Raw genomic sequence first — 20,346 nt, 5'->3', positions numbered from 1 at the left:
TTATTATATTAAATTATGAAGTAAAAACTTAATAAAATATTCTTTGGAATAATACCTTCCTTAAAACGTTTAATAATAATGTAGAATTCTTAATAATTGATTTTCTTATGGCAAAACCGCATCTTTCAAATCTATTTCAAAATCGGAAACCATCAGATATTCGAATGGCTCAAATTGAATTTACAAAGCGAACAGATAAGGTTCAACCTATCAATGTTGCAATTGGAAATGTTAGTTTACCTATGCATCCTACGATGTTTAAGCGCCTCCAAAATATAACAAATAATGATAGCCCATTTCATGATGGTATATTGAAATATTCTGCGACTGTTGGCTTAGATGAAACAAATCAAGCCTTTTTAAATATTATTGCAGCAAGTGGCTTCCCTACTCAAAATTTATTTTCACAAATTACTGACGGAGGGAGTCATGCTATGGAATTAGTAATTGTTGGAACCTGTGGAAATGCAGGAACTAATATCAAACCCTTATTTTTAATAGATGCGGCTTATACAAATTATAAATCTATGTGCAACCGCACTGGAAGGGCAACGATTTCAATTTCTCGAAAATTGTTAGAAAATGGAAAATTTGCATTGCCAGACATTGTAGAAATTGAAAAACTGATTAAAGAAAAACAACCAGGAGCCTTGGTCGTTATTCCTTATGATAATCCAACTGGACACTTTTTGGATCATGAAACATTGGTAGAACTCGCCAAATTGTGTGTCAAATACAACATTTGGATGATTAGTGATGAAGCTTACCGAGAATTATACTATCTTGATGCGAAACCCACAAGTATCTGGGGACTTACCGATGATATTGTTCCAGGAATTGAAGGTCGCAGAATCAGTATTGAGACTGCAAGTAAAGTATGGAATGCTTGCGGATTACGAATCGGTGCGATTGTAACAGATAATGAAGAATTTCATCAAAAATGTGTTTTTGAACAAACAGCAAATCTATGTGCTCCTGTTTTAGCTCAATATGTATTTGGAGCCTTAGCTCACGAGTCTCATGAACAATTGAATCAATGGTTTGAAAAGCAGCGAAATTATTATAAATCAATTGGAAAAACCCTTAAAGAAGAATTTAGTGAATGGATGCCAGGGTTAATTGTTTCAAGTCCAGATGCTTCAATATATTCAGTTATAGATGTTAGAAATGTTGCTAAACCAGGTTTTGATGCTTCAGATTTTGTTATGTATTGTACTACAAAAGGAAAGGTATCAATCGATGGAGAATCATATACTCTTTTAGTTGCTCCAATGGCGGGATTTTATAGCGTAGAAGATCCTAAGAATAATCCAGGAAAGACTCAAATGCGGATTGCATATGTAGAAACACCTGAAAAAATGCGTTTAATTCCGGAGATATTTACAACGCTCTTTTCTGAATATGAGAGTAATCGCGTTTAAAATTTTATTTTTACTCTTTTTTTTTCATAATTTGTATGCATATCTGAAACCATAATATGAATTTGGAAATTTATTAAGAATTTGGAATTATATTTGGAATATTTGCAAGAACTTTCATTAAAATTCTTATTATTCCTATATATAATTGGTAATCAAAATTGGCTCTAGAAAAAATTGCTCTTTTAGGATTAGATAATGCAGGGAAAACATCAATTATCCATATTTTAAGAGGAGATTACCAATCATATTTCAATAATATTCCTACTACCAATATCGAGCACTATTTTTCTGAATTTCTTGGAAATCATTTAATAATTTCAGATTATCCAGGTCAAATTCATTTTCGTGAATTTATTATTCAAGATGAAAAGTCTGAATTAAATAATGTTGAATTAGCAATTTTGGTTATTGATATTCAAGATGAAGAGCGTTTTCGCGAAAACATTCATTTTCTTGATCAACTAATTAAAAATTCTAATTTAAGTCATCTCCAAAGGTTTTCTATTTTTTTTCATAAATTTGATGAACCAGATTCTCCAGAATATAATAAAATAGTTTCTTCTTATCAAAAAAAGATAATAGATTTATTTAATTCAAAAGAATTTAAATATCAATTTTTTAACACATCAATCAAGCATCCGATCTCAATTATATCAGCCTTTTCAGATCCGATATTTGATGAAATGGAATATAGACAACCTGTGAAAATGTTATTAAGAAATTTTGCATCTAATTGGAAAATTAACGAAATTTTTCTCTTCACATCCAATTTTTATCAAGTTGGTGCAATTTTCTCTGAAAAAATCGACATCGATAGAGAATTAAATAATCAAATCTTATTTTATCTGCAAAAAATCGATGAATCACTGAATATCATTAACGAATTAGAAATCAATATCAATGATTGTAAAATATATTTTTCTAAATTTTTTATAAAGAAAAAAGGCAAGACGTACCCATTGTATGTAGTTTGGAAATCTCCAGAACAAGTTTCATTAGAAATGAAGAATAGTATTAATGTCTTAAAAAAAACAATGAAATTATTAATCAGCCCTGGTATTGAACCAGATCCAATATATGTCTAGATTTAAGCAATATTTTTATCAAAAATTTCATGTTTTAGGAATTTACGATAATTCCAAAGTTGTAATATTATTTTTGGAATATTTAACATATAATTTATTACAGGTATACCTGCTTTAATCATAGCAATTTGAAATTCATGTCGCAGTTTATAAGATTCGGTATCATCTTTATTCATACTAGGATTGCAGAATAATGGTTTTTCTGTCTTTTTCGCAATCCTTGCTAAAGAATCAATTGTTTCTTTTTGTGCATCAGCAATATTGAGTAATTCTGATATTATTCTAAATCGTTCAGGTTCTCGAACGAAAACTACAATATCCACATTTCTATCTTTCGCAACAGCATCTAATGCTTTTTCAAACAATATAGGATTATAGCCCCATTCCCCTAAATCCACCGGATTTTTAAAATTAGTATTAACATGAGGAAAGATTTTAGATAAGATTTGAACCGTTTCTGGATCAAAATCAGGAATTTCCAATCCGAATTTTTCAAAAGTGTCCGTAAATTCAACACCTATTCCTCCACCAGCTACTAAAATCGCAACCCGTAATCCATTAGGCAGTGATGGTCGGACACATATTGTTTGAACTAAATCTTGGAATAATTCAAAATGATCCGCCATCATTATTCCAGATTGTTTACACATTGCCTTCCAAACATCGTAACTTCCGGCCATTCCTCCAGTATGAGAAAAAGTTGCCTTCACTCCCCTTTCTGATTGTCCCCCTTTCCATAGCACAATCGGTTTGTTGGGAGTTATTTTTCTCGCAATTTGCATAAATTCTCGTCCATTAGGAACTGATTCTAAATAAAGTGCAATGGTTTTGGTTCGAGTATCTTGATTAAAATATGAAATTAATTCAGCTATGGAAATATCATAAGCATTTCCAATGGATACAACATTATGAAATCCAATACCTAAAGGGCCTAAACATAAATATAAACGAGCCATAGTTCCCCCTGACTGGGCAATATACGATAAATTTCCTTTATATGGAGACCAATCTGGGTAGATTTGAACTTTTGAATAAGGATTTAATATCCCTAAACCATTTGGACCAATTACTCGAGTATCGATTTGAGCAATAACTTTTTTAAGATTTCTATCCAATTCTTCATTTCCTGCTTCTCCAAAACCAGATGCATATATCACTGCAAACTTAACATTATTATGACATTCCAATAGAATTTTAGGAACAATAGCTGCTGAAACTGCAATAATCGCCAGATCAATCGGTTTTGGAAGTCTAGGATCTAAGATGCTTGGATAAACGGGTTCTCCAAAAAGAATATCAATTTTTGGATTAATTAAATAGACTTTCCCCTTATCTGGAATATATCTTGATGATTTTAGCGCAATATAATATTTACTTCCACCAATAAGATTTTTAGATGCGCCAATTATTGCAATGGATTTAGGATTAAATAGAGTATGAAAAGATTCAGGTTCAACGATTGTTTTAGATACAGAAAATGGGGAGTCCATTTGTATTTTGTTGGGTTTCATCATTTAAATTTTTAATCACATCAAATTTCAGAATTCTAAATTAAAACGAAAAAAAAAGAAAAAAAACAAAATAAAAAAACAAAAAAAAAGAGAAGTTAGAAGGATTTTAAATTATTCTATCCCTTAATTAGAGAAAATTCATAATCAGCAAGTCCAATAGTTGGGCTTATAAGAATATAACAAATTTCATCAGGATCTACATAATCCATTAAATTAAGGGGTGCCTCTAAAGCATTTGTTAAATCACTTAAAGTGAGGGGAATGATTTCGTGATATTCAATCATGCCTTGGAATTCTACAGCTGTAACAATGGTTACATAGAAATCTGTCTCTGCTGCAGGTGGAACAATAAATGAAATTATATCATCTGCATTATCGATTAGAATACCATTAATTGCAATATTATCTATCCACCATCCTGGATCTTCATAACCCCAATCAGTCATATATCTAAATTGAATTTGGATGACTTTCCCCGAGAAGGCAGATAAATCAAAACCCATATTAATCCAACCACCAGAATCACCACAAAGGCCTGGTAATTGCTCAGCGATTTCAGGATATCCATCTTCAACAATATCGTAGTTTGTATAAGAATTTTCTAATGAGATCCATGTATTTCCACCATCTTCAGATACTTGTATAAATCCATAATCCCAATATGGTTCAATGATATATTTAGTATCAAATGTCAAAAATGGATTTTCACCATAATTACTTAAATCAACTTCAGTATATATTGAAATATCACTTTCTGGGGAAGAAGGTGTAGAATACCATTCAAAATCGCCGTCTCCATCTTCATCAACCAATTCCCATGCTGCTTTAGTTGCATAATCATCTCCATCAAAATCAAAATGAGTGATAAATTGATCATGGATATTTCCTATTTCAATATAATCTGTTCCATATGAGCCAAGCATATAATATCCTGTTTTATCATTTAAGTAACTTACAGTTTCTCCAAAATCAACTCCTGTTTGAGTCAAATATGGTTTATTAACACTATAAATACGCAAAAAGTCAACTGTATTTAAGTCAAACATCTGATAGTTATATTTTCCATCTCCGATTGCATCTGTGTGTAGTAAGTTCGCCAAGGTCCAATCTAAATAGATTTCATCAAAGGTTTCTGTATATCCGAAATGATTGAGTGCATTATTGATTCCAGCGACATCGGGAATACCAGCTTGAACAAAATAAGAAAGAAATTCAGCCCCAAAATGATCTGCTAAATAAGCTGCCCACATAAAAGCTTGTCCGTAATCTGCTAGAATATTAATTCCTCCTTGATCACCCCATTCAGTTAATGAATTATCTGGAGTTGATAAAAAGGCTTCAATATCTCCCCAAGGAATATTGTATCCACATAATGGTTCAGCAAACATTGAACATCCTTCATTCATCCATGAACCATCTAAGGGATTGAAATCATCATGGATCAAATGTTGATATTCATGAGCAAGTGTTGGTGCATACACACTTTCTATCCGATCTGAGAAATCAGCACAATCAATAGAAATTATGTTACGATCAAATGCATCTTCAAATATACCCCAGTAAAATCCTACAATGTAATATGGATAATTTTTTTCATAATAAGCTTGATCTCGAATATTTGAAACGAGAATCACATTTCTTCCATTTGGTTCATAGTACATTGATGGATCTAATAAAGAATTGTTGCCATTATGAAATGCTGGTTCGCCAAAATATTCTGTGTCTTTTGGAAATACATTATTTTCAAAGATTTCTAAGAATAAATTCGCTTCTTCATCGGTTATTACAGGTGTTTCACGACTATCTGGATAAGACATGTCGACTTGAACCCAAACTTCAGCAATATCCCCAATTGCACGTAATTCAAACAGATCTGTAAATATTCCCCCTTCAATATCAGGATTATAATCGTCAAGGCAATACCATTCAAGAGTATCCCCAACTTCATAGTAATTACTTTGACTGGCTTGTGGAACGTTTACCATTGATTGAGATGTCTGTGTGCTTGGAAATTTTGAAACCTTTCTGTCTCGTAATTCAGGACCTATATCAATAGGGATTAAATCTGTCTCAACTTGATCCCCCTTAAAAAATATCCCATAAGATATTCCCCCGAATATCCCCAATACGAGAAAAGTAACCAACAAAACTGAAAAATATTTATTTTTCATATTATTCCCCTAAATTTCTTATCCTTCTTTTATGATGAAAAACAACATAAAAGGAGGCTTGGGTATATTTACATTGTATTTATATAAAAGAAGTATAGCACACTTTTCCCCCTTTCATTTTTAAATAATTATTCAATTAAAAAAACCAAAAAAAAAGATATTATTAAAGAAAGCTATATACCTATGAAATTATATGGAAATAAGGGAATGGATCCAACAACTTGATACAATTCGCAAAAAGTGGATAAATTTTCAAAGAATAAATGCGAGTAAAGATAAAACGCTGATTTTAAAACAAAATATAAGCAAAATTAATCTATTCTTCTTAAGATTTGTGGGATTTATGATTTTGGAATCAGCAAAGTATCAAAAATTGTATTCCCAAAAAAAAACTATAAATATTACTTCAATGCTTTTTGTAAAACAGAAGCAATCAAATGATGATCAATTATATCTTGTTAATGAAGAGGCATTCGAAAAAGAACTTTCAAATATGTTTCATTGTGAGAAAAATGTTCTTCCAGAGATATTTCAGTTTCAAAAGCGAGAAAGTGAAGTTAAAAAGGAAAAAACCATTTTAGTAAATTTTGATATAGTCAAAGATTTTCAAAAATTGCAAAAATCATCAATTTTATATGATATAAAAGAACCTTCTGATATTCATCAAAATAATTCAAATACTACAATTAAAATTACTCCTGCATTTTTAGATTACTTTTATCAACATATAATTCTAAATGAAGAGCAAGATCTAGCTCATAGTGGAACATTTTTCTCTCCATTAGCAGAGGTTTCATATTCGATCCTATTTAGTTTAGTTTATTACATTTTGAATATTTCGGATAAATTCATAAAAAATAAGCAAATTACTGCAGAAAAATGGATTATTTTTTTATTTCAACGCGTTTTTCAATCAAAACATGATAATGAATTTATAATTAACCAAAATGAAATTATGAATTTTAGAAAAAAAATACTTACAAATCAAATTTTTAATAAAGAAGGACTATTTCTATCAAATTCTTTTAATGTTTTGGATCCATCTTGTGGATCTGGTACCTTTATTATTAGATTTCTCCAATTAATTAACTTTATAATTCCCACTATTAATAATTTTAAAGATAATCATAAGATATTAAAAAATGTTCAAATATTCGGATGTGATTTACGTTTAACTGCACTTTATATAACTAATTTTAGAATTTGGTGCGCATTATTCTTGATTTTTGGGAAAAATCTTAATCAAATTCAAGAATTTATTAATCATTCTGTTCATTTAATTCAAGCAGATTATTTATTTGAATTCAATGAGAAGTTACCAAATAAATCTATTAAATTTGATCTTATTATTGGTAATCCTCCATACATTCGCCATCGAGACTTGCGTGATATGCGAAGCATACCTTTTCTTTCTCCTGAGCAATATAGAGATAAATTAAACAAAAAATTAATTCAATTCAAGAATCAATTTAAAATAGATTTTAACAATCATATGGATTACAGCCTGTATTTTTTTCTGCATAGCGCCGAATTATTATCCCCTTACGGTGTTTTATCATTCATCACATCTAATTCATGGATGAATGTTAAATATGGCTATCAATTTCAAGAATTTTTACTCCGTTTCATGAAAATATGGCAAATAGCAGATAATTCAGCCCGTTCGTTTGAATTTGCAGAGATCAATACAGTAATATCATTTTTTAGTAAAAAAGTAAAAAATAAAGAAGAAAAATACCTTCTTCCAAAATTTAAAATTGAAAATTCTTTTATACGCTGGAAAAAACCATTTCATTCATTAAATTTTAAAGATTTTAATAAATATCTTCAACTGATTCTTTCCAAACAAAGAAATAATCAAGTAATAGATGGAGATCAAAGTTCTTATTTAATTGATGCTTATGATGATAATTCTACTTCTTGGTCAATAATATATCCTAAAGATTTTTCCTTTAGATTACTCCAGATCTCTTCAAGAACTATGTTTAATTGGACAAACGAAAGAAAAGGCAAAAAAAGAATAAGACAAAAGATAAATGATAATAGTTATGAAGGATATCAATGGGGAAATTATTTTTTTATTGCTCCTAAAAGTTTTTTTATTTTTAGAAGTCTTTTGGGTATAAAATTAGCATATTTAGGAGATTATGGAAAGATTACGAGAGGAATTACGACTAACTGCAACGATTTTTTTGTGTTAAAAAAAATGTCAGATAATTCTTATAAAAATGGTTATGGTGATATTATTATTCTTGAAGATCAAGTTCTTCGTCCATTTTTATTCTCTCCGAGACAGGTAAATATTCCTTTACTTAACAGGAAAGATCTAGATACATATCTTTTCTATACAAACTTGAGTAAAGTCGAACTTCAACAACAAGGCTTTTATCATACCTTGGAATATATAGAATATGCTGAATCAAAAAGAATTACAATCAAAAAAGGTGTAAATCGTGGAAAGATCATCCAGGGTATCAATAATTTAGCTTCATTTCATAAAAAATATGAGAAAGATCCAAATTCATGGTATTGTCTACAACCAAAAAACAAAAAAAAACAGTTAAATAATTTTCCTACAAAATCAAAAATCAAATTTTATCAAAATATTTATATCCAAAAGATATTCAATGATACCTTTCGAATTGTTCTTACTAAATCAGATATTATTGCAAATAATACATTTTATCGTTTAGAACTTTTTCCTTCATATTCTCAAGATAGAGATTTAATTATTGCAATATTATTATCTTCACTATTTCCCTTTAGCATAGAATTACATGGTAGAACTAATTTTGGAGGTGGAGCTCTCGATACTGCAAGTTTCGATATAGCAAAAATAATGGTTTTAAATATTGACCTATTAAATGTATCTCAAAAAAAAGAATTAACGAAATTATCACAAAATATCCTAAATTTAAAATTCTTACCAGTTAGTCAAGATATTCGAAGAAAAGAAAAAATTAAGCTAGATCAGAAAATTCTTACAATTCTTGAATGTTCTGTACAAATACAGCAATTTCATCAAGATCTTCTCAAAATTATCGAAATGAGAATAAAAAAGAAAAAAATCAAATAAGGTAAATTAAGTTCCTCGCATTATTTTTTTCAGTCTGTCTAATTCTTTTAACATTTCCTCCCTCAACCCACCTAATCCAACATTTGAAGCTGCTGCCCCACTTGGAGAAGCACCAGTTGCAGATGGAGGTGCACCCGGAGGAGAAACTTTTGGTGGACCTGTAGGGGGAATGCTTGGAGGTTTTGGTAGACCACCTGGTGGAGCTGAAGGAACAGCTTTTGGAGGACCTGAAGGGGGCATTTTTGGTGGGGAAGGTAAGCCTTTTGATGCTGCTGGAGGCATTTTTGGAGGTTTTGGCATTCCTCCAGATGGACTTGAGGGAGGTCCTTTTGGTGGTCCGCTAGGGGGTCCTTTTGGTGGTCCGCTAGGAGGTCCACTTGGAGGTCCTGCTTTAGGTGGTTCAGAAGGTGTTTTAATTGCAGATGAACTTGATGTAGTAGCAGGAGAACTGGAGGATATCTCCGTTTTCCCACCAGAAAGCATATTAAATAAAAGCGAAGCTGCTTTCTCTTTTGCAACTTCTTTACCTTTTGATCTCCCCAATATAGGTACAGATTTTTCTACTGTAACTGAAGTAGTTCCTTCCTTATTTTTAATTTCCTTTACTCGCTTCAGATCTTTTTTTACCTTAATTAAAGATTTTTGAAATGCAGTGATTGCTTTGGCAGTTGATTCTAAAGTATCAGATAGTTCATCCATTCCTTCGGAAAGAAATTTAATGATTTGATTAAGTTTATCTTTAACCACACGAAACATCTCGTTTACAATCGATTATAAAATTTATTAAGATGATCACATTTAATCCTGATCTAATGTATATCCAAATTAATTATTATTTAAGATTTGATTATTTTAACATATAAAATTTAGTGTTTGATTTTTTCTGCTGTTGGTTTAGATTTCTTTTAGTATTAAGAATATTGAAATAACTGTGAAAAATCTTAAATTTTATCGGTTTTTTAAGAAATAGGGAACCTTTCGATGTCAAAAAAAAAAACCCAAACTATTGTAATTACTGGAGCTTCCTGGGGGGATGAAGGAAAGGGAAAAATTGTAGATTTTTTAGCCAGTGAAGCAGATATTGTTGCCAGATTTCAAGGAGGTAACAACGCCGGCCATACAGTGGTTGTAAAAGGAAAAAAATATAAATTTCATTTAATTCCAAGTGGAGCGATCAAAAATAAAACCATTGTGATTGGAAATGGTGTTGTTATTGATCCAAAAGTGTTGTTTGAAGAATTGACTATGTTAGAAAAAGAAGGATTTACACCTAATTTAAGAATTTCAGACACAGCCCATATTATATTCCCTTTTCATAAATTACTAGACGGATTAGAAGAAGGAACAAAAGGAAAATATGCAGCAGGTACCACAAAACGTGGGATTGGGCCCACATATTCCGATAAAGCAGCCCGTTATGGCCTTCGTGTTTTTGACTTACTAGATAAAGAAATTTTTCTACCAAAATTCAATAGATTATATAAATTAAAATTGAAACAGTATCAAACCTTTACTAATTCTTCAGAATTATGGCCTTTAGATAAAGAAGAAATAATCAAAGAATATTTAACCTTTGGGAAAAAAATGAAACCCTATGTAGTTTCTTCAGCATATTATCTTAATACTGCATTGAATCAAGGCAAACGAATTCTTTTTGAAGGTGCACAAGGATGCCTATTAGGTATTGATCATGGTATGTATCCGTTTGGTACATCTTCAATTACTTGGGCAGGAGGTGTTCCGGGCGGTACTGGAGTAAGTCCTACAAGAATTGACAAAATCATTGGAGTAATTAAAGCGTACACTTCTCGTGTTGGTGGAGGTCCACTTCCAACAGAATTAGATGGAGATTTAGCTCATCAAATTAGAGAACAAGGACATGAATATGGAACTACAACAGGACGACCTCGAAGAGTAGGTTGGATTGATCTTTTCAATCTTAAATACGCAACAATGATAAATCACTATGATGCTTTGGCAATTACATTATTAGATGCATTAGAAAATGTAAATCCGGTTAAATTATGCACAGGCTATAAATATAATAGTCAATCTTTAGAGTCTTGGCCGATTCACTCTGAAATTATTGAAAAATGCGAACCAGAATATATTGAAATGCCTGGATGGAAAGCAAGAGACTCAAAAGAATGGTCAGAAATTGCACAGCAAGGATTTGAAGCAGTACCAAATGAAATAAAAAATTATATTAAAAAAATTGAAGAAATCTTGGAAACCCGTATTTCAATCATTTCTTTAGGTCCAAATCGAACTGATACTATATTAAAAGAGATGTTTTGGGATTAAATTGCTTTTTTTCTTTTTTGCTTATTATTTATTTCTTGTATTTTATTTTTTTTTTCACCAATTTTTCTTTATTAAGCTATATACACCTCCTAATAGAACAAAAATCCCCATAGTAAATCCCAAACCGATTAACGCGGGTTTGTTATCAAATAAATTATCAGATGTATCTGCATTTTCTGAGTTATTTGTATCATTAGTTGAATCAGATGAAGATGATGAAGTATCTGAAGAAGTGGTTGAAGTTGAAGTAGCTTCTGTATTTGTTGTTATTGTAGTGGAATTCCAACCTGCAAGAACAGAAAAAAGCCACCAGGCGGCATAGGCTTTCATATTTCCCATTACGTGTGCAGTTGATGCGTGAGCTGGGCTACATTCATACCAATCAACATCTTTAGTATGATTTGCTTGCCATTCTTCTGCCCAATTTGAATCTGGGTATGTATCTCCATCTGAATCATAAGCACAAGCATCGTTCATATACTTATCCCCAAAATATATCCCATCTGGATTATAACATTCGATATCATAGAAATCATAAAGAATTTTGTTATTAGCAATGCAATAATCACGAATTTGTTGATTTCTTATATGTAAATTCCCCTCAATTCCTGAGCCATCTGCATGTCCTGTCATATATACAAAAAGGACATCTGGATACTCATTCTCAAGTGAATTCATTTCGTTTAAATAAATATTTATTCCTTCTTCAGTATTATCTGAGACACCACCACACCAGGACCAGATTATTACATTAACATCTGCATGATTAGAATCATTTAGATATTTCCGAGTCTGCTCAGCCCAAGTTAAATCACCCAAATGACCTAAATCACCCCAACCTGCAAAATTATCATCAATGTCAAGAAACCCTTCTAAAGGACCATCATTCCATGCATATAATCCAACAGTTCCTTGATTATTTTCTTTAAAATTAGGAAGATAATTCATACCACTAATAATCTGAGAACCATGGGAAGTATGTTGATATGCAATATGAAGATTTTGTTTAGCATGCTCAATAGCAGCTTCAGGGATTTGATCTAAGCGAACTATATTTGCAATCCTATGATCAGCAATAATTGGATAATCCAAATCTGCTGTTATTGGAGATTTAAGAATAAAATCCATATTTTCTTTATTTTGTTTTTCATAATTATCATGATTTTCTAATTTATCGTAATTTAAATAAAGAATACTGAAGAAAATGCCATTTACAAATGAAATCATTATGAAAACAAATAATAATTTTAATAATTTTGGAAATTGATAATTCAAAAAGACACCTTTAAATTTGATTAATAAGGGAATGATAAAGATTGGTAAATTTAAAATTTTGGATTCAATTTTGGATTCAATTGTAGATTTACTTATTCTTATTTATTTGAAAGTAAAATCGATCGTGATATCGATTTAATATATTTACAGTTTTCTCCCCAAAGTAAATAAAAAATATGACATTAGAAATAGCATGAGCCAAATCAAACGGAAAACTTGAAAGATACAATACCAAAAATGAAGTTATGGTTAAAGGGGCGTTTAAGAGCCAAGACCATATATTCATTATACCACCGTATATAAATCCTAAAATGAAGATCAAAATGGCTAGAAAATACAAGTACTTTTTGAAAAATAGTTTACGATGTAAAGGATGACACAGTCCACCAACAATTCCAATAAAACCCCAAGCAATAATTTGATAAATTGTCCATGGACCCTGTCCTAAAAACATATTTGATAAAATGGCAGTATTTGCTCCTATCATAAAACCAATAAATGAGCCAAATACAATACCAGAAACAAATATTAGAAAAGAGCAAGGTTGAACACTTGGTAAAGCCACAAACGGTACCCTGGCAAGAGCTGTAAAAGCACTATAGATGGCAATTAATGTAATCTCTTTTGAAGAGAGAGTACTTTCTTCTAAATGAAAATATACTCCCATGATTAGAAAGAAAAAGATAATGAATATGTTTATCAAAATCCCAAAGATAGAATTTTTACTACCAAGAAAACGCCATGTTATTAAATCTTGGAAAACGAGCAAACAAACACTATATATAACTAAAAGGAAAAGAATTATTCTCGATTTCTTCATATTACAACACATCCATTACATTCTGCTCAAAACATTCTTTTACATCATCCATAAATACTTCAATAACGTTCTCTACTGTTAAAAAAGGAGTCGGTTGTTGAAAAATAAGATTCATGGCAGAGTTGATTTCAGTAGTAAATGGAGTATAATAAGGGAGAATTTCTTGGGGAATTCCTTGCCATTTAATCTTTTTATCATCTAAATACAAAATTTTCGATGCAATAGAAGAAACTAACTTCAAATCATGTGTAGCAATTAGAATTAAACATCCTTTTTCCTTAATCTTTCCAATATATTGAAGTAGCCGAGTTTTTTGTTTTTGATCCATTCCATGAGTGGGTTCATCTAGTAATAAAATTGCAGGTTCTGTAATTAGAGCACAACCTAACGCCAGCCTTTGTTGTTCTCCCAATGATAAATAACGGGGATATTTTAGTTTTAATTGCTTGAGATCAAAAAAATCCAGAATATTTTCTATTCTTTTATCACGTTCTATTTTAGAATTGCAAAAAGGAAGTAATTGCGCATCTAATTCTTCATATACACTATCTCGATAAAATTGAATGGAAGGATTTTGAAATACAAGACTAATTTGCGATGTTGATTGAAAATCTGAAGCATTTTCTTTTTTATCTATTCTAATTTTAATTGTTCCATTACTCGGTTGGATTAAACCAGCAATTGATTTTAATAATGTGGTTTTGCCACACCCATTTTTACCCATAATACAAATTATTTCATGAGAACAACCAGAAAATGAAATATTCTGTAGAAGAGGGTTTGTTAAAGTATATGATAATTCAAGATTTTTCACTTTTAAGCGGTAATTTGTTGAATCATCGCAATCTTGCTTATTTTTTAAGGGATTCTGGAAATTAAATAAAACCTTTTCCTTTCTTGTGAGAAAAAAGTCTGAAAATTCAGATGAAAACTGCTGTCTATTGAAAGGAAGATATTCATTTTTCCAATAATTATTATTCCTATTCTTATATTTTTTGATTTGATAAGCTAATTTGATTAGAGAAGTTGTAGGGATCATAGAATTTTCTGCAAATTGGTTGAAAAATTGTTTAGGAATTCCATCGAAAATAATTTTACCATGTTCTAAATATATGATACGATCAATATAATCAATTACATGTTCTATATTATGTTCGATCATAATTATTGTATATTGCTGTGTTGCATGTAAATTAAAAAGATTCTGTAGAAAATGATCGCGCGCAAATGGATCTAACTCAGAAGTTGGCTCGTCTAGAAGTAAAATCTTAGGAGACATAGCTAAAATGGAGGCTAATGCTACAATTTGCTTTTGTCCTCCAGATAAATTATATGTTTTTTGATTTAATATAGGATCCAAATTGAATTGGTTAATGTGGTATTTAACTCGATCTTTGATTACATCTCGGGAGAAGCCCAGATTTTCCAGTCCAAATATCAATTCAGATAAAACTTTTTCCATTAATAACTGATTATCAGGATTCTGAAAGATATAGCCAATTTTTTGAGCCAATTGATTTGGAGGATGTTGAATTGGATTCTTATCATCAATAGATATTTCACCCTTATATATTCCACCGAAAAAATGTGGAATTAATCCATTTAATGCACGTAATAAAGTTGATTTTCCACTTCCTGAAGAACCTAAGAGAAGAACAAATTCACCAGATTTAATTTTTAGATTTATATTAGTTAATATTGGGTTTGAACTAGAATTATATTGAAAAGTGAAATTTGATATTTTAATCATTAAATTCCTCCTGAAAATCTTTTTTTGAGAATGAGAAATATAAAATTAAAAAGAGATTTAGAAAAAATAAGAATAATATTGCAAATAAATCCAACTGTGCTAAAATACTTGAGGAAATACTTGGATATACAGAAAATTCTAACAATCCAATTAACCAAAGATAAATGACCCCAGTTCCTAAGAGAATTAAATTTATAATAGCAATAATATCAAATTTACTAATTTTATATTGAAAGAAATTAGTTCTCTTTTTACTATAACCAAAAGCTCGGACATCAAGAGCTTGAGCAATTTGAATAGATCTTTCTAGCGAATTCGTCAGTAATGGTAGTAGGATTTCTCCCTTAATCTGTATGATACTTCTACGATTTTTTTTATTTGGTTCTACTGAATATCGTCGAAGTTTATGGATATCGTTTAAATGATTAAGGTCTCTGTTTAACAATGGAAAAAACTTCAAAGAAAGTGTAATTAAAAGAATAATTTTGTGAGGTATATGGAGTTTCATTAAAATTCGGAGTAAATCATCATTATTAATAAGAATATTAAAGATTCCAAAGCAATATAAAACAATACATAAACGAAGAATATTAATTCCTGTTCCAACTAAATTTTCGAGAGTAATATTTATTATAGGAAAAACGCGTTTTGGTTTCCACAAAGTAATAATTACGTGGTCTCCACCTGGATTCAACAGAGTACTGATCAACATCATAAAAAGTGAAATAACTAAAATCATTCTGGATAACATAGCAATTTTTTTTTGAATTTTAAAAATCCAAATAATAATAATAAGTAATATAAATAAAAGAACCAAAATGATTGGATTATCGAATAAAAACGCAAAAACAAAATATTCACTTAAATAGAGAAAAAGTAAAAAGGATTTAATATTTTTAGATGATTGTGTAAGATTCTCTCTGTTTAAAGTTATATCTTGCATTATTTAGACCAATTAGATCAATTACTTAAATAAAATATGAAAAATAATTCTTATATATAGGATAAATTAACCTATACTGGTTTAAAATATTAATCAATTTTAATTAGCAATGTATAAAATCATGTTCTTTTTACATTATTTAGACATACAATGTTTAAAATAGTATTTTTGCGTCATGGAGAAAGTCTTTGGAATCTCGAAAACCGATTTACTGGTTGGACAGATGTTGATTTATCCACCAACGGGTATGAAGAAGCTAAACGCGCAGGACACCTTCTAAAACAAGAAGGATTTACATTTGATATTATTTTCACTTCAGTTTTAAAACGTGCTATCCGTACAATGTGGATTGTGATGGATGAATTAGATATAATGTGGCTACCTGTAATACGCCATTGGCGGCTTAATGAGCGTCATTACGGGGCATTACAAGGATTAAACAAATCAGAAACCGCAAAAAAGCATGGACAAGAGCAAGTTTTTATTTGGAGAAGAAGTTATGATGTTCCTCCACCACCTTTGGAACTTTCAGATGAACGCCATCCAAGCCATGAATTAAAATATCAAAACTTACCAAAAGAATACCTTCCTGCAACTGAATGTTTGAAAGATGTAGTCGCAAGAGTTTTACCCTATTGGAATGAAACTATTGTCCCAATGATCAAAGAAAACAAGCAAATATTAATTGTTGCTCACGGTAACAGTCTAAGAGCAATTGTAAAATATTTGGATGATGTAAGTGAAAAAGACATACCTCATTTAAACATTCCAACAGGATTTCCACTTGTTTATGAATTGGATGAAAATATTAAACCCATTAAACATTATTATTTGGGTAATCAAGCTGAAATCGAAAAAGCAACGAATAAAGTGGCTAATCAAGCAAAACAATAAAAACGAAATAAATTAGTTTTAATTTTTTTTCTTTCTTTTATTCTTTTGCGTGTTGTTAATTTAAAAAATAATAAAATAAGGCTAATCTTCTAAAATATTACAACGTCGTTTAGTCAAACTCAAGAGAGAACGTTCTAAGTCCCCTGAACGATATTTTATCGGGTTTTTTCTGTAGTCTAAAATCTTCAGATTTACTAAATCAATAATAGAAACAGGAAGTGTAGCAAGTTTGTTATTCTTTACATGGATCTCTTTAAGATCAATTAGTAATCCAATAAAAGGGGGTAAATGTTTTAAGTTTTGGTTATTCAAATAGAGACGTGAAATGTTGCGATCTTCAAGAACAAAACCAAATAATTCATCTGGATTAATTTCTTTTGGATTCGTGTAATTTAAAACAGGATCTAAGGCTGGAATTGCCCTATTCAATTCTTTTTCTAAAAATATTAATACATCAAAATCCCACTGATAAACAAGTGAATTGTGATAATAAACTTGAGTAGTTGCAAGTTTTTCAAAACATTCTTGACACATGTCTTGACCTAAGTGAAAAACATGTTTCCATTTTTCTAAACCACAAATAGGACAAGGTTGTGGACCAATTGCTTTTAAATATGCCCTATAGTTCTTCTCCTTTATAATATAACTAAATCCTGCATAAATTGAAGACGCAATACAAATGAACAAAAAGGCCTCTCGTGCAACAGGAATTAGGAATGTATGAGAAATAATATAAATAAACCAAAGCATTATTGCAATTCCAGTTAACAGTAAAGGAATCCAAATTTTATAATAATGAAAAATATAGTATGATGCCATATACACTTGAAGAAAAAGAAAAATGGCGAGTATTTGGAGATATATCTTATTTGAATACCAAAGCCAAGCAGAAAAGAATACTATATTAAAGATAATATCCCACTTTACAATTGGATATCTTTCTTTAGGATCATTTGCATAATCAAAGCCCATAGTTAACTCGCTTTAAAAAAATAGAACTTAACTAATAAAATTTTTTCATAATTAAAAGAGTATTCATAAAAAATAGATTGATTTTCTTTGATTACTTTTTACATATTATTTTTTCTAAATTCATTTTACTATTAATTTTTTTAATATTTATATAATAAAAAAGTAATTTTCATATACTGTGTATAATTAACGCTCCCCGTGATATTATGAAATTCCATATTACTTTGAAGCAGAGAGAAGAAGATAAAAAATCAGAAAATCTCCTTAAACGTGTAAATACTTTATTTGTAGCAGATAATATTGAACCGATTTCAATTCAATTACCCATAGCCTATGGTGGTCCAACGAATAAAAATGGAAAAAGCGTGTGCTATACTCCCGAAGATCTATTCTTAGGTGCAGTTTCAGGTTGTTTATATACTACATTCAGCGTAGTTGCTACCAATTCTAATTTAAAATATGAATCAATCAAAATTGAAACAGAAGGAAATTTAGAAGAGATTGATGGTGTTAAACGATTAACTGAAATTCACCAGAAAATTACTCTAATAGTTCCACCTAAAACTCGTGAGAGAAAAGCCAGAAAGGTACTAGAAATTGCAGAAAAAAGATGTGCATTAGGAAACTCAATTAAATCAAAAATCACTAATGAATATATTATTATTGTAAAGGAATAAATTCATAGCTAAACATAGAAATAAAAACAATAAAGATTTCTAATACTACAACAAATTATTGAAAAAGGGTTAAGTAAAATGAAAGTAATTATAATTGGAGGAAATCCAGCGGGACTAAGTGCAGCAAGTGCTATTCGTAAAGCTCATGCAGACTGGGATATTGATGTTTATGAAAAAGGAGAATATATATCATATGGATCTTGTGGAATTCCCTATTATGTAGCAGATAGTGTGAAAAAACTTGATAAATTAATGACTTTGACACCAGAAATCTTGGAAAAAAAACGTAAAATACCAGTCTATCTTTTTTATGAAGTAATTAATGTTGATTTTGATAAAAAACAAGTTTTAATAAAGAATTTAAAATCTGGAACAGAATTCACGAAAAATTACGATTATCTTGTTATTGCTGTTGGCGGAAAATCAAACATCGAAAAAATTAATATAACTAATGAAATATTGCATCATCCAAGAGTTTTTCGAGTTCATACTTTAGAACATGCCAAGAAGTTAAAACAATTCTTAACCAGAACTCCAATCGAAAATGTTGTGGTAATTGGGAGTGGTTACATCGGATTGGAAATGCTAGAAGCATATGAAGCTCAAGGAGTAAAAAACATTATCCTTATTGGTCCAAGATTAAATTTTGATTCAAAAAGTCAGGAATTTATTCAAAAAGAATTAGAAAAACACCAGATACAAATAAAACTCAAAGTCAGGGTTCAAAATGTTGAAATTATTTCTGAGAACCAACTTAAGGTAATTTTAAATAATGGAGAATCAATTACTACAGACGCTGTTCAGTTATCAATAGGAGTTCTTCCAGCCACAGATATGTTTCGGAATTCAAAATTGGAGATGTTACCAAATGGAGCGATTGTCATTGACGAATATGGTAGGACAAATATAGAAAATGTCTATGCAGCAGGTGATTGTGCAACATCCTATCACACAATTTTGAAAAAAAATATCTACCTACCCTTAGCACCTATAGCAAATAAACAAGGTCGAATTGCAGGAGAACATATTGCTGGAAAACCAACTGATCCATTCGGAGGAGTGGTCGGCACTGCAATTTTTAAGGTATTTGATCTTTATTGTGCGCGTACAGGAATTTCTGAAAATCAAGCGAAATCTGCAGAATTTGATGTTGGGTCCACATTAATTACCAATAATGAAATAGCACACTATTATCCAAATGCTCAAAAAATGTCGATAATGCTTATCTATGATAGAAGCACTCACCACCTATTAGGAGCAGAAATTACTGCACCCAGTCCATTAGGAGCAAAAAAAATTGATGTCTTAGCTACAGCTTTATCAGCTCATATGAAAATTGAAGATATTCAAAAACTTGACTTAAGTTACGCACCTCCATTTGCTCCTGTATGGGATCCTATCCTAATTGCAGCTAATATTGCCCGAAAGAATTTAAAATAATTATTCT

The 20,346-nt window shown here is 30.3% G+C and carries 15 protein-coding genes; 7 read left to right on the top strand and 8 right to left on the bottom strand.

The window, feature by feature from the left end; all coding sequences use genetic code 11:
- Positions 1 to 107 precede the first annotated feature (107 nt).
- Together ACXLDF_RS10820 and ACXLDF_RS10815 are read left to right on the top strand one after the other, a co-directional pair.
- Entirely contained in the window at positions 108 to 1,421 is a 1,314-nt protein-coding gene (locus tag ACXLDF_RS10820) for an aminotransferase class I/II-fold pyridoxal phosphate-dependent enzyme (RefSeq protein ID WP_457558542.1), read from the top strand.
- 158 nt (positions 1,422 to 1,579) lie between these two features.
- Positions 1,580 to 2,506: an ADP-ribosylation factor-like protein gene (locus tag ACXLDF_RS10815; protein ID WP_457558541.1), complete on the top strand. Its 927-nt coding sequence runs from the start codon at positions 1,580 to 1,582 to the stop codon at positions 2,504 to 2,506.
- 2 nt (positions 2,507 to 2,508) lie between these two features.
- Here ACXLDF_RS10815 and ACXLDF_RS10810 read toward each other — a convergent pair whose 3' ends face one another.
- On the bottom strand, positions 2,509 to 4,020 hold the full coding sequence (locus tag ACXLDF_RS10810; RefSeq protein ID WP_457558540.1) for a CoA-binding protein: 1,512 nt from the start codon (positions 4,018 to 4,020) through the stop codon (positions 2,509 to 2,511).
- Positions 4,021 to 4,133: 113 nt separating this feature from the next.
- Entirely contained in the window at positions 4,134 to 6,188 is a 2,055-nt protein-coding gene (locus ACXLDF_RS10805) for a hypothetical protein (RefSeq protein ID WP_457558539.1), read from the bottom strand.
- Between the two features lie 193 nt (positions 6,189 to 6,381).
- Here ACXLDF_RS10805 and ACXLDF_RS10800 point away from each other — a divergent pair, with 193 nt between their 5' ends.
- Positions 6,382 to 9,264, top strand: a complete 2,883-nt coding sequence (locus ACXLDF_RS10800; protein WP_457558538.1) for an Eco57I restriction-modification methylase domain-containing protein — start codon at positions 6,382 to 6,384, stop codon at positions 9,262 to 9,264.
- Between the two features lie 6 nt (positions 9,265 to 9,270).
- Here the strand turns inward: ACXLDF_RS10800 and ACXLDF_RS10795 are convergent, their stop codons facing one another.
- Complete coding sequence (locus ACXLDF_RS10795) at positions 9,271 to 10,011, bottom strand: hypothetical protein (RefSeq protein ID WP_457558537.1); 741 nt, start codon at positions 10,009 to 10,011, stop codon at positions 9,271 to 9,273.
- A gap of 234 nt (positions 10,012 to 10,245) precedes the next feature.
- Between ACXLDF_RS10795 and ACXLDF_RS10790 the strand changes: the two genes are divergently transcribed.
- On the top strand, positions 10,246 to 11,568 hold the full coding sequence (locus ACXLDF_RS10790) for an adenylosuccinate synthase (RefSeq protein ID WP_457558536.1): 1,323 nt from the start codon (positions 10,246 to 10,248) through the stop codon (positions 11,566 to 11,568).
- A gap of 54 nt (positions 11,569 to 11,622) precedes the next feature.
- On the opposite strand, the gene ACXLDF_RS10785 is transcribed toward ACXLDF_RS10790, so the two are convergent.
- The 4 genes from ACXLDF_RS10785 to ACXLDF_RS10770 form a co-directional block, all read right to left on the bottom strand.
- Entirely contained in the window at positions 11,623 to 12,795 is a 1,173-nt protein-coding gene (locus ACXLDF_RS10785) for a hypothetical protein (RefSeq protein WP_457558535.1), read from the bottom strand.
- Positions 12,796 to 12,931: 136 nt separating this feature from the next.
- Entirely contained in the window at positions 12,932 to 13,510 is a 579-nt protein-coding gene (locus ACXLDF_RS10780; protein WP_457558534.1) for an ECF transporter S component, read from the bottom strand.
- A gap of 154 nt (positions 13,511 to 13,664) precedes the next feature.
- The gene (locus ACXLDF_RS10775) at positions 13,665 to 15,413 is read right to left on the bottom strand and encodes an ABC transporter ATP-binding protein (RefSeq protein WP_457558533.1); all 1,749 of its coding nucleotides are present in this window, start codon (positions 15,411 to 15,413) and stop codon (positions 13,665 to 13,667) included.
- On the bottom strand, positions 15,406 to 16,356 hold the full coding sequence (locus ACXLDF_RS10770; RefSeq protein ID WP_457558532.1) for an energy-coupling factor transporter transmembrane component T: 951 nt from the start codon (positions 16,354 to 16,356) through the stop codon (positions 15,406 to 15,408). Before ACXLDF_RS10770 ends, ACXLDF_RS10775 begins: the two co-directional genes overlap by 8 nt.
- Before the next feature lie 150 nt (positions 16,357 to 16,506).
- Between ACXLDF_RS10770 and gpmA the strand changes: the two genes are divergently transcribed.
- Positions 16,507 to 17,250: a 2,3-diphosphoglycerate-dependent phosphoglycerate mutase gene (gpmA, locus tag ACXLDF_RS10765; RefSeq protein WP_457558531.1), complete on the top strand. Its 744-nt coding sequence runs from the start codon at positions 16,507 to 16,509 to the stop codon at positions 17,248 to 17,250.
- 81 nt (positions 17,251 to 17,331) lie between these two features.
- Here gpmA and ACXLDF_RS10760 read toward each other — a convergent pair whose 3' ends face one another.
- The gene (locus ACXLDF_RS10760; protein WP_457558530.1) at positions 17,332 to 18,222 is read right to left on the bottom strand and encodes a hypothetical protein; all 891 of its coding nucleotides are present in this window, start codon (positions 18,220 to 18,222) and stop codon (positions 17,332 to 17,334) included.
- A gap of 206 nt (positions 18,223 to 18,428) precedes the next feature.
- Between ACXLDF_RS10760 and ACXLDF_RS10755 the strand changes: the two genes are divergently transcribed.
- Positions 18,429 to 18,899: an OsmC family protein gene (locus tag ACXLDF_RS10755; RefSeq protein ID WP_457558529.1), complete on the top strand. Its 471-nt coding sequence runs from the start codon at positions 18,429 to 18,431 to the stop codon at positions 18,897 to 18,899.
- 78 nt (positions 18,900 to 18,977) lie between these two features.
- Complete coding sequence (locus ACXLDF_RS10750; RefSeq protein WP_457558528.1) at positions 18,978 to 20,339, top strand: FAD-dependent oxidoreductase; 1,362 nt, start codon at positions 18,978 to 18,980, stop codon at positions 20,337 to 20,339.
- The last annotated feature ends 7 nt before the right edge of the window (positions 20,340 to 20,346 follow it).

Source organism: Candidatus Harpocratesius sp. (assembly GCF_054039255.1).
The sequence above is the reverse complement of the archived record's forward strand: the minus strand, read 5'-3'. Positions and strand labels throughout refer to the sequence as shown.

Coding starts and splice junctions, on each gene's coding strand:
- ACXLDF_RS10785 (WP_457558535.1), bottom strand. CDS start 12,795: ATGATTTCATTTGTAAATGGCATTTTCTTCAGTATTCTTTATTTAAAT.
- ACXLDF_RS10760 (WP_457558530.1), bottom strand. CDS start 18,222: ATGGGCTTTGATTATGCAAATGATCCTAAAGAAAGATATCCAATTGTA.
- ACXLDF_RS10750 (WP_457558528.1), top strand. CDS start 18,978: ATGAAAGTAATTATAATTGGAGGAAATCCAGCGGGACTAAGTGCAGCA.
- gpmA (WP_457558531.1), top strand. CDS start 16,507: ATGTTTAAAATAGTATTTTTGCGTCATGGAGAAAGTCTTTGGAATCTC.
- ACXLDF_RS10820 (WP_457558542.1), top strand. CDS start 108: ATGGCAAAACCGCATCTTTCAAATCTATTTCAAAATCGGAAACCATCA.
- ACXLDF_RS10805 (WP_457558539.1), bottom strand. CDS start 6,188: ATGAAAAATAAATATTTTTCAGTTTTGTTGGTTACTTTTCTCGTATTG.
- ACXLDF_RS10780 (WP_457558534.1), bottom strand. CDS start 13,510: ATGGGAGTATATTTTCATTTAGAAGAAAGTACTCTCTCTTCAAAAGAG.
- ACXLDF_RS10755 (WP_457558529.1), top strand. CDS start 18,429: ATGAAATTCCATATTACTTTGAAGCAGAGAGAAGAAGATAAAAAATCA.
- ACXLDF_RS10775 (WP_457558533.1), bottom strand. CDS start 15,413: ATGATTAAAATATCAAATTTCACTTTTCAATATAATTCTAGTTCAAAC.
- ACXLDF_RS10810 (WP_457558540.1), bottom strand. CDS start 4,020: ATGATGAAACCCAACAAAATACAAATGGACTCCCCATTTTCTGTATCT.
- ACXLDF_RS10800 (WP_457558538.1), top strand. CDS start 6,382: ATGGAAATAAGGGAATGGATCCAACAACTTGATACAATTCGCAAAAAG.
- ACXLDF_RS10790 (WP_457558536.1), top strand. CDS start 10,246: ATGTCAAAAAAAAAAACCCAAACTATTGTAATTACTGGAGCTTCCTGG.
- ACXLDF_RS10770 (WP_457558532.1), bottom strand. CDS start 16,356: ATGCAAGATATAACTTTAAACAGAGAGAATCTTACACAATCATCTAAA.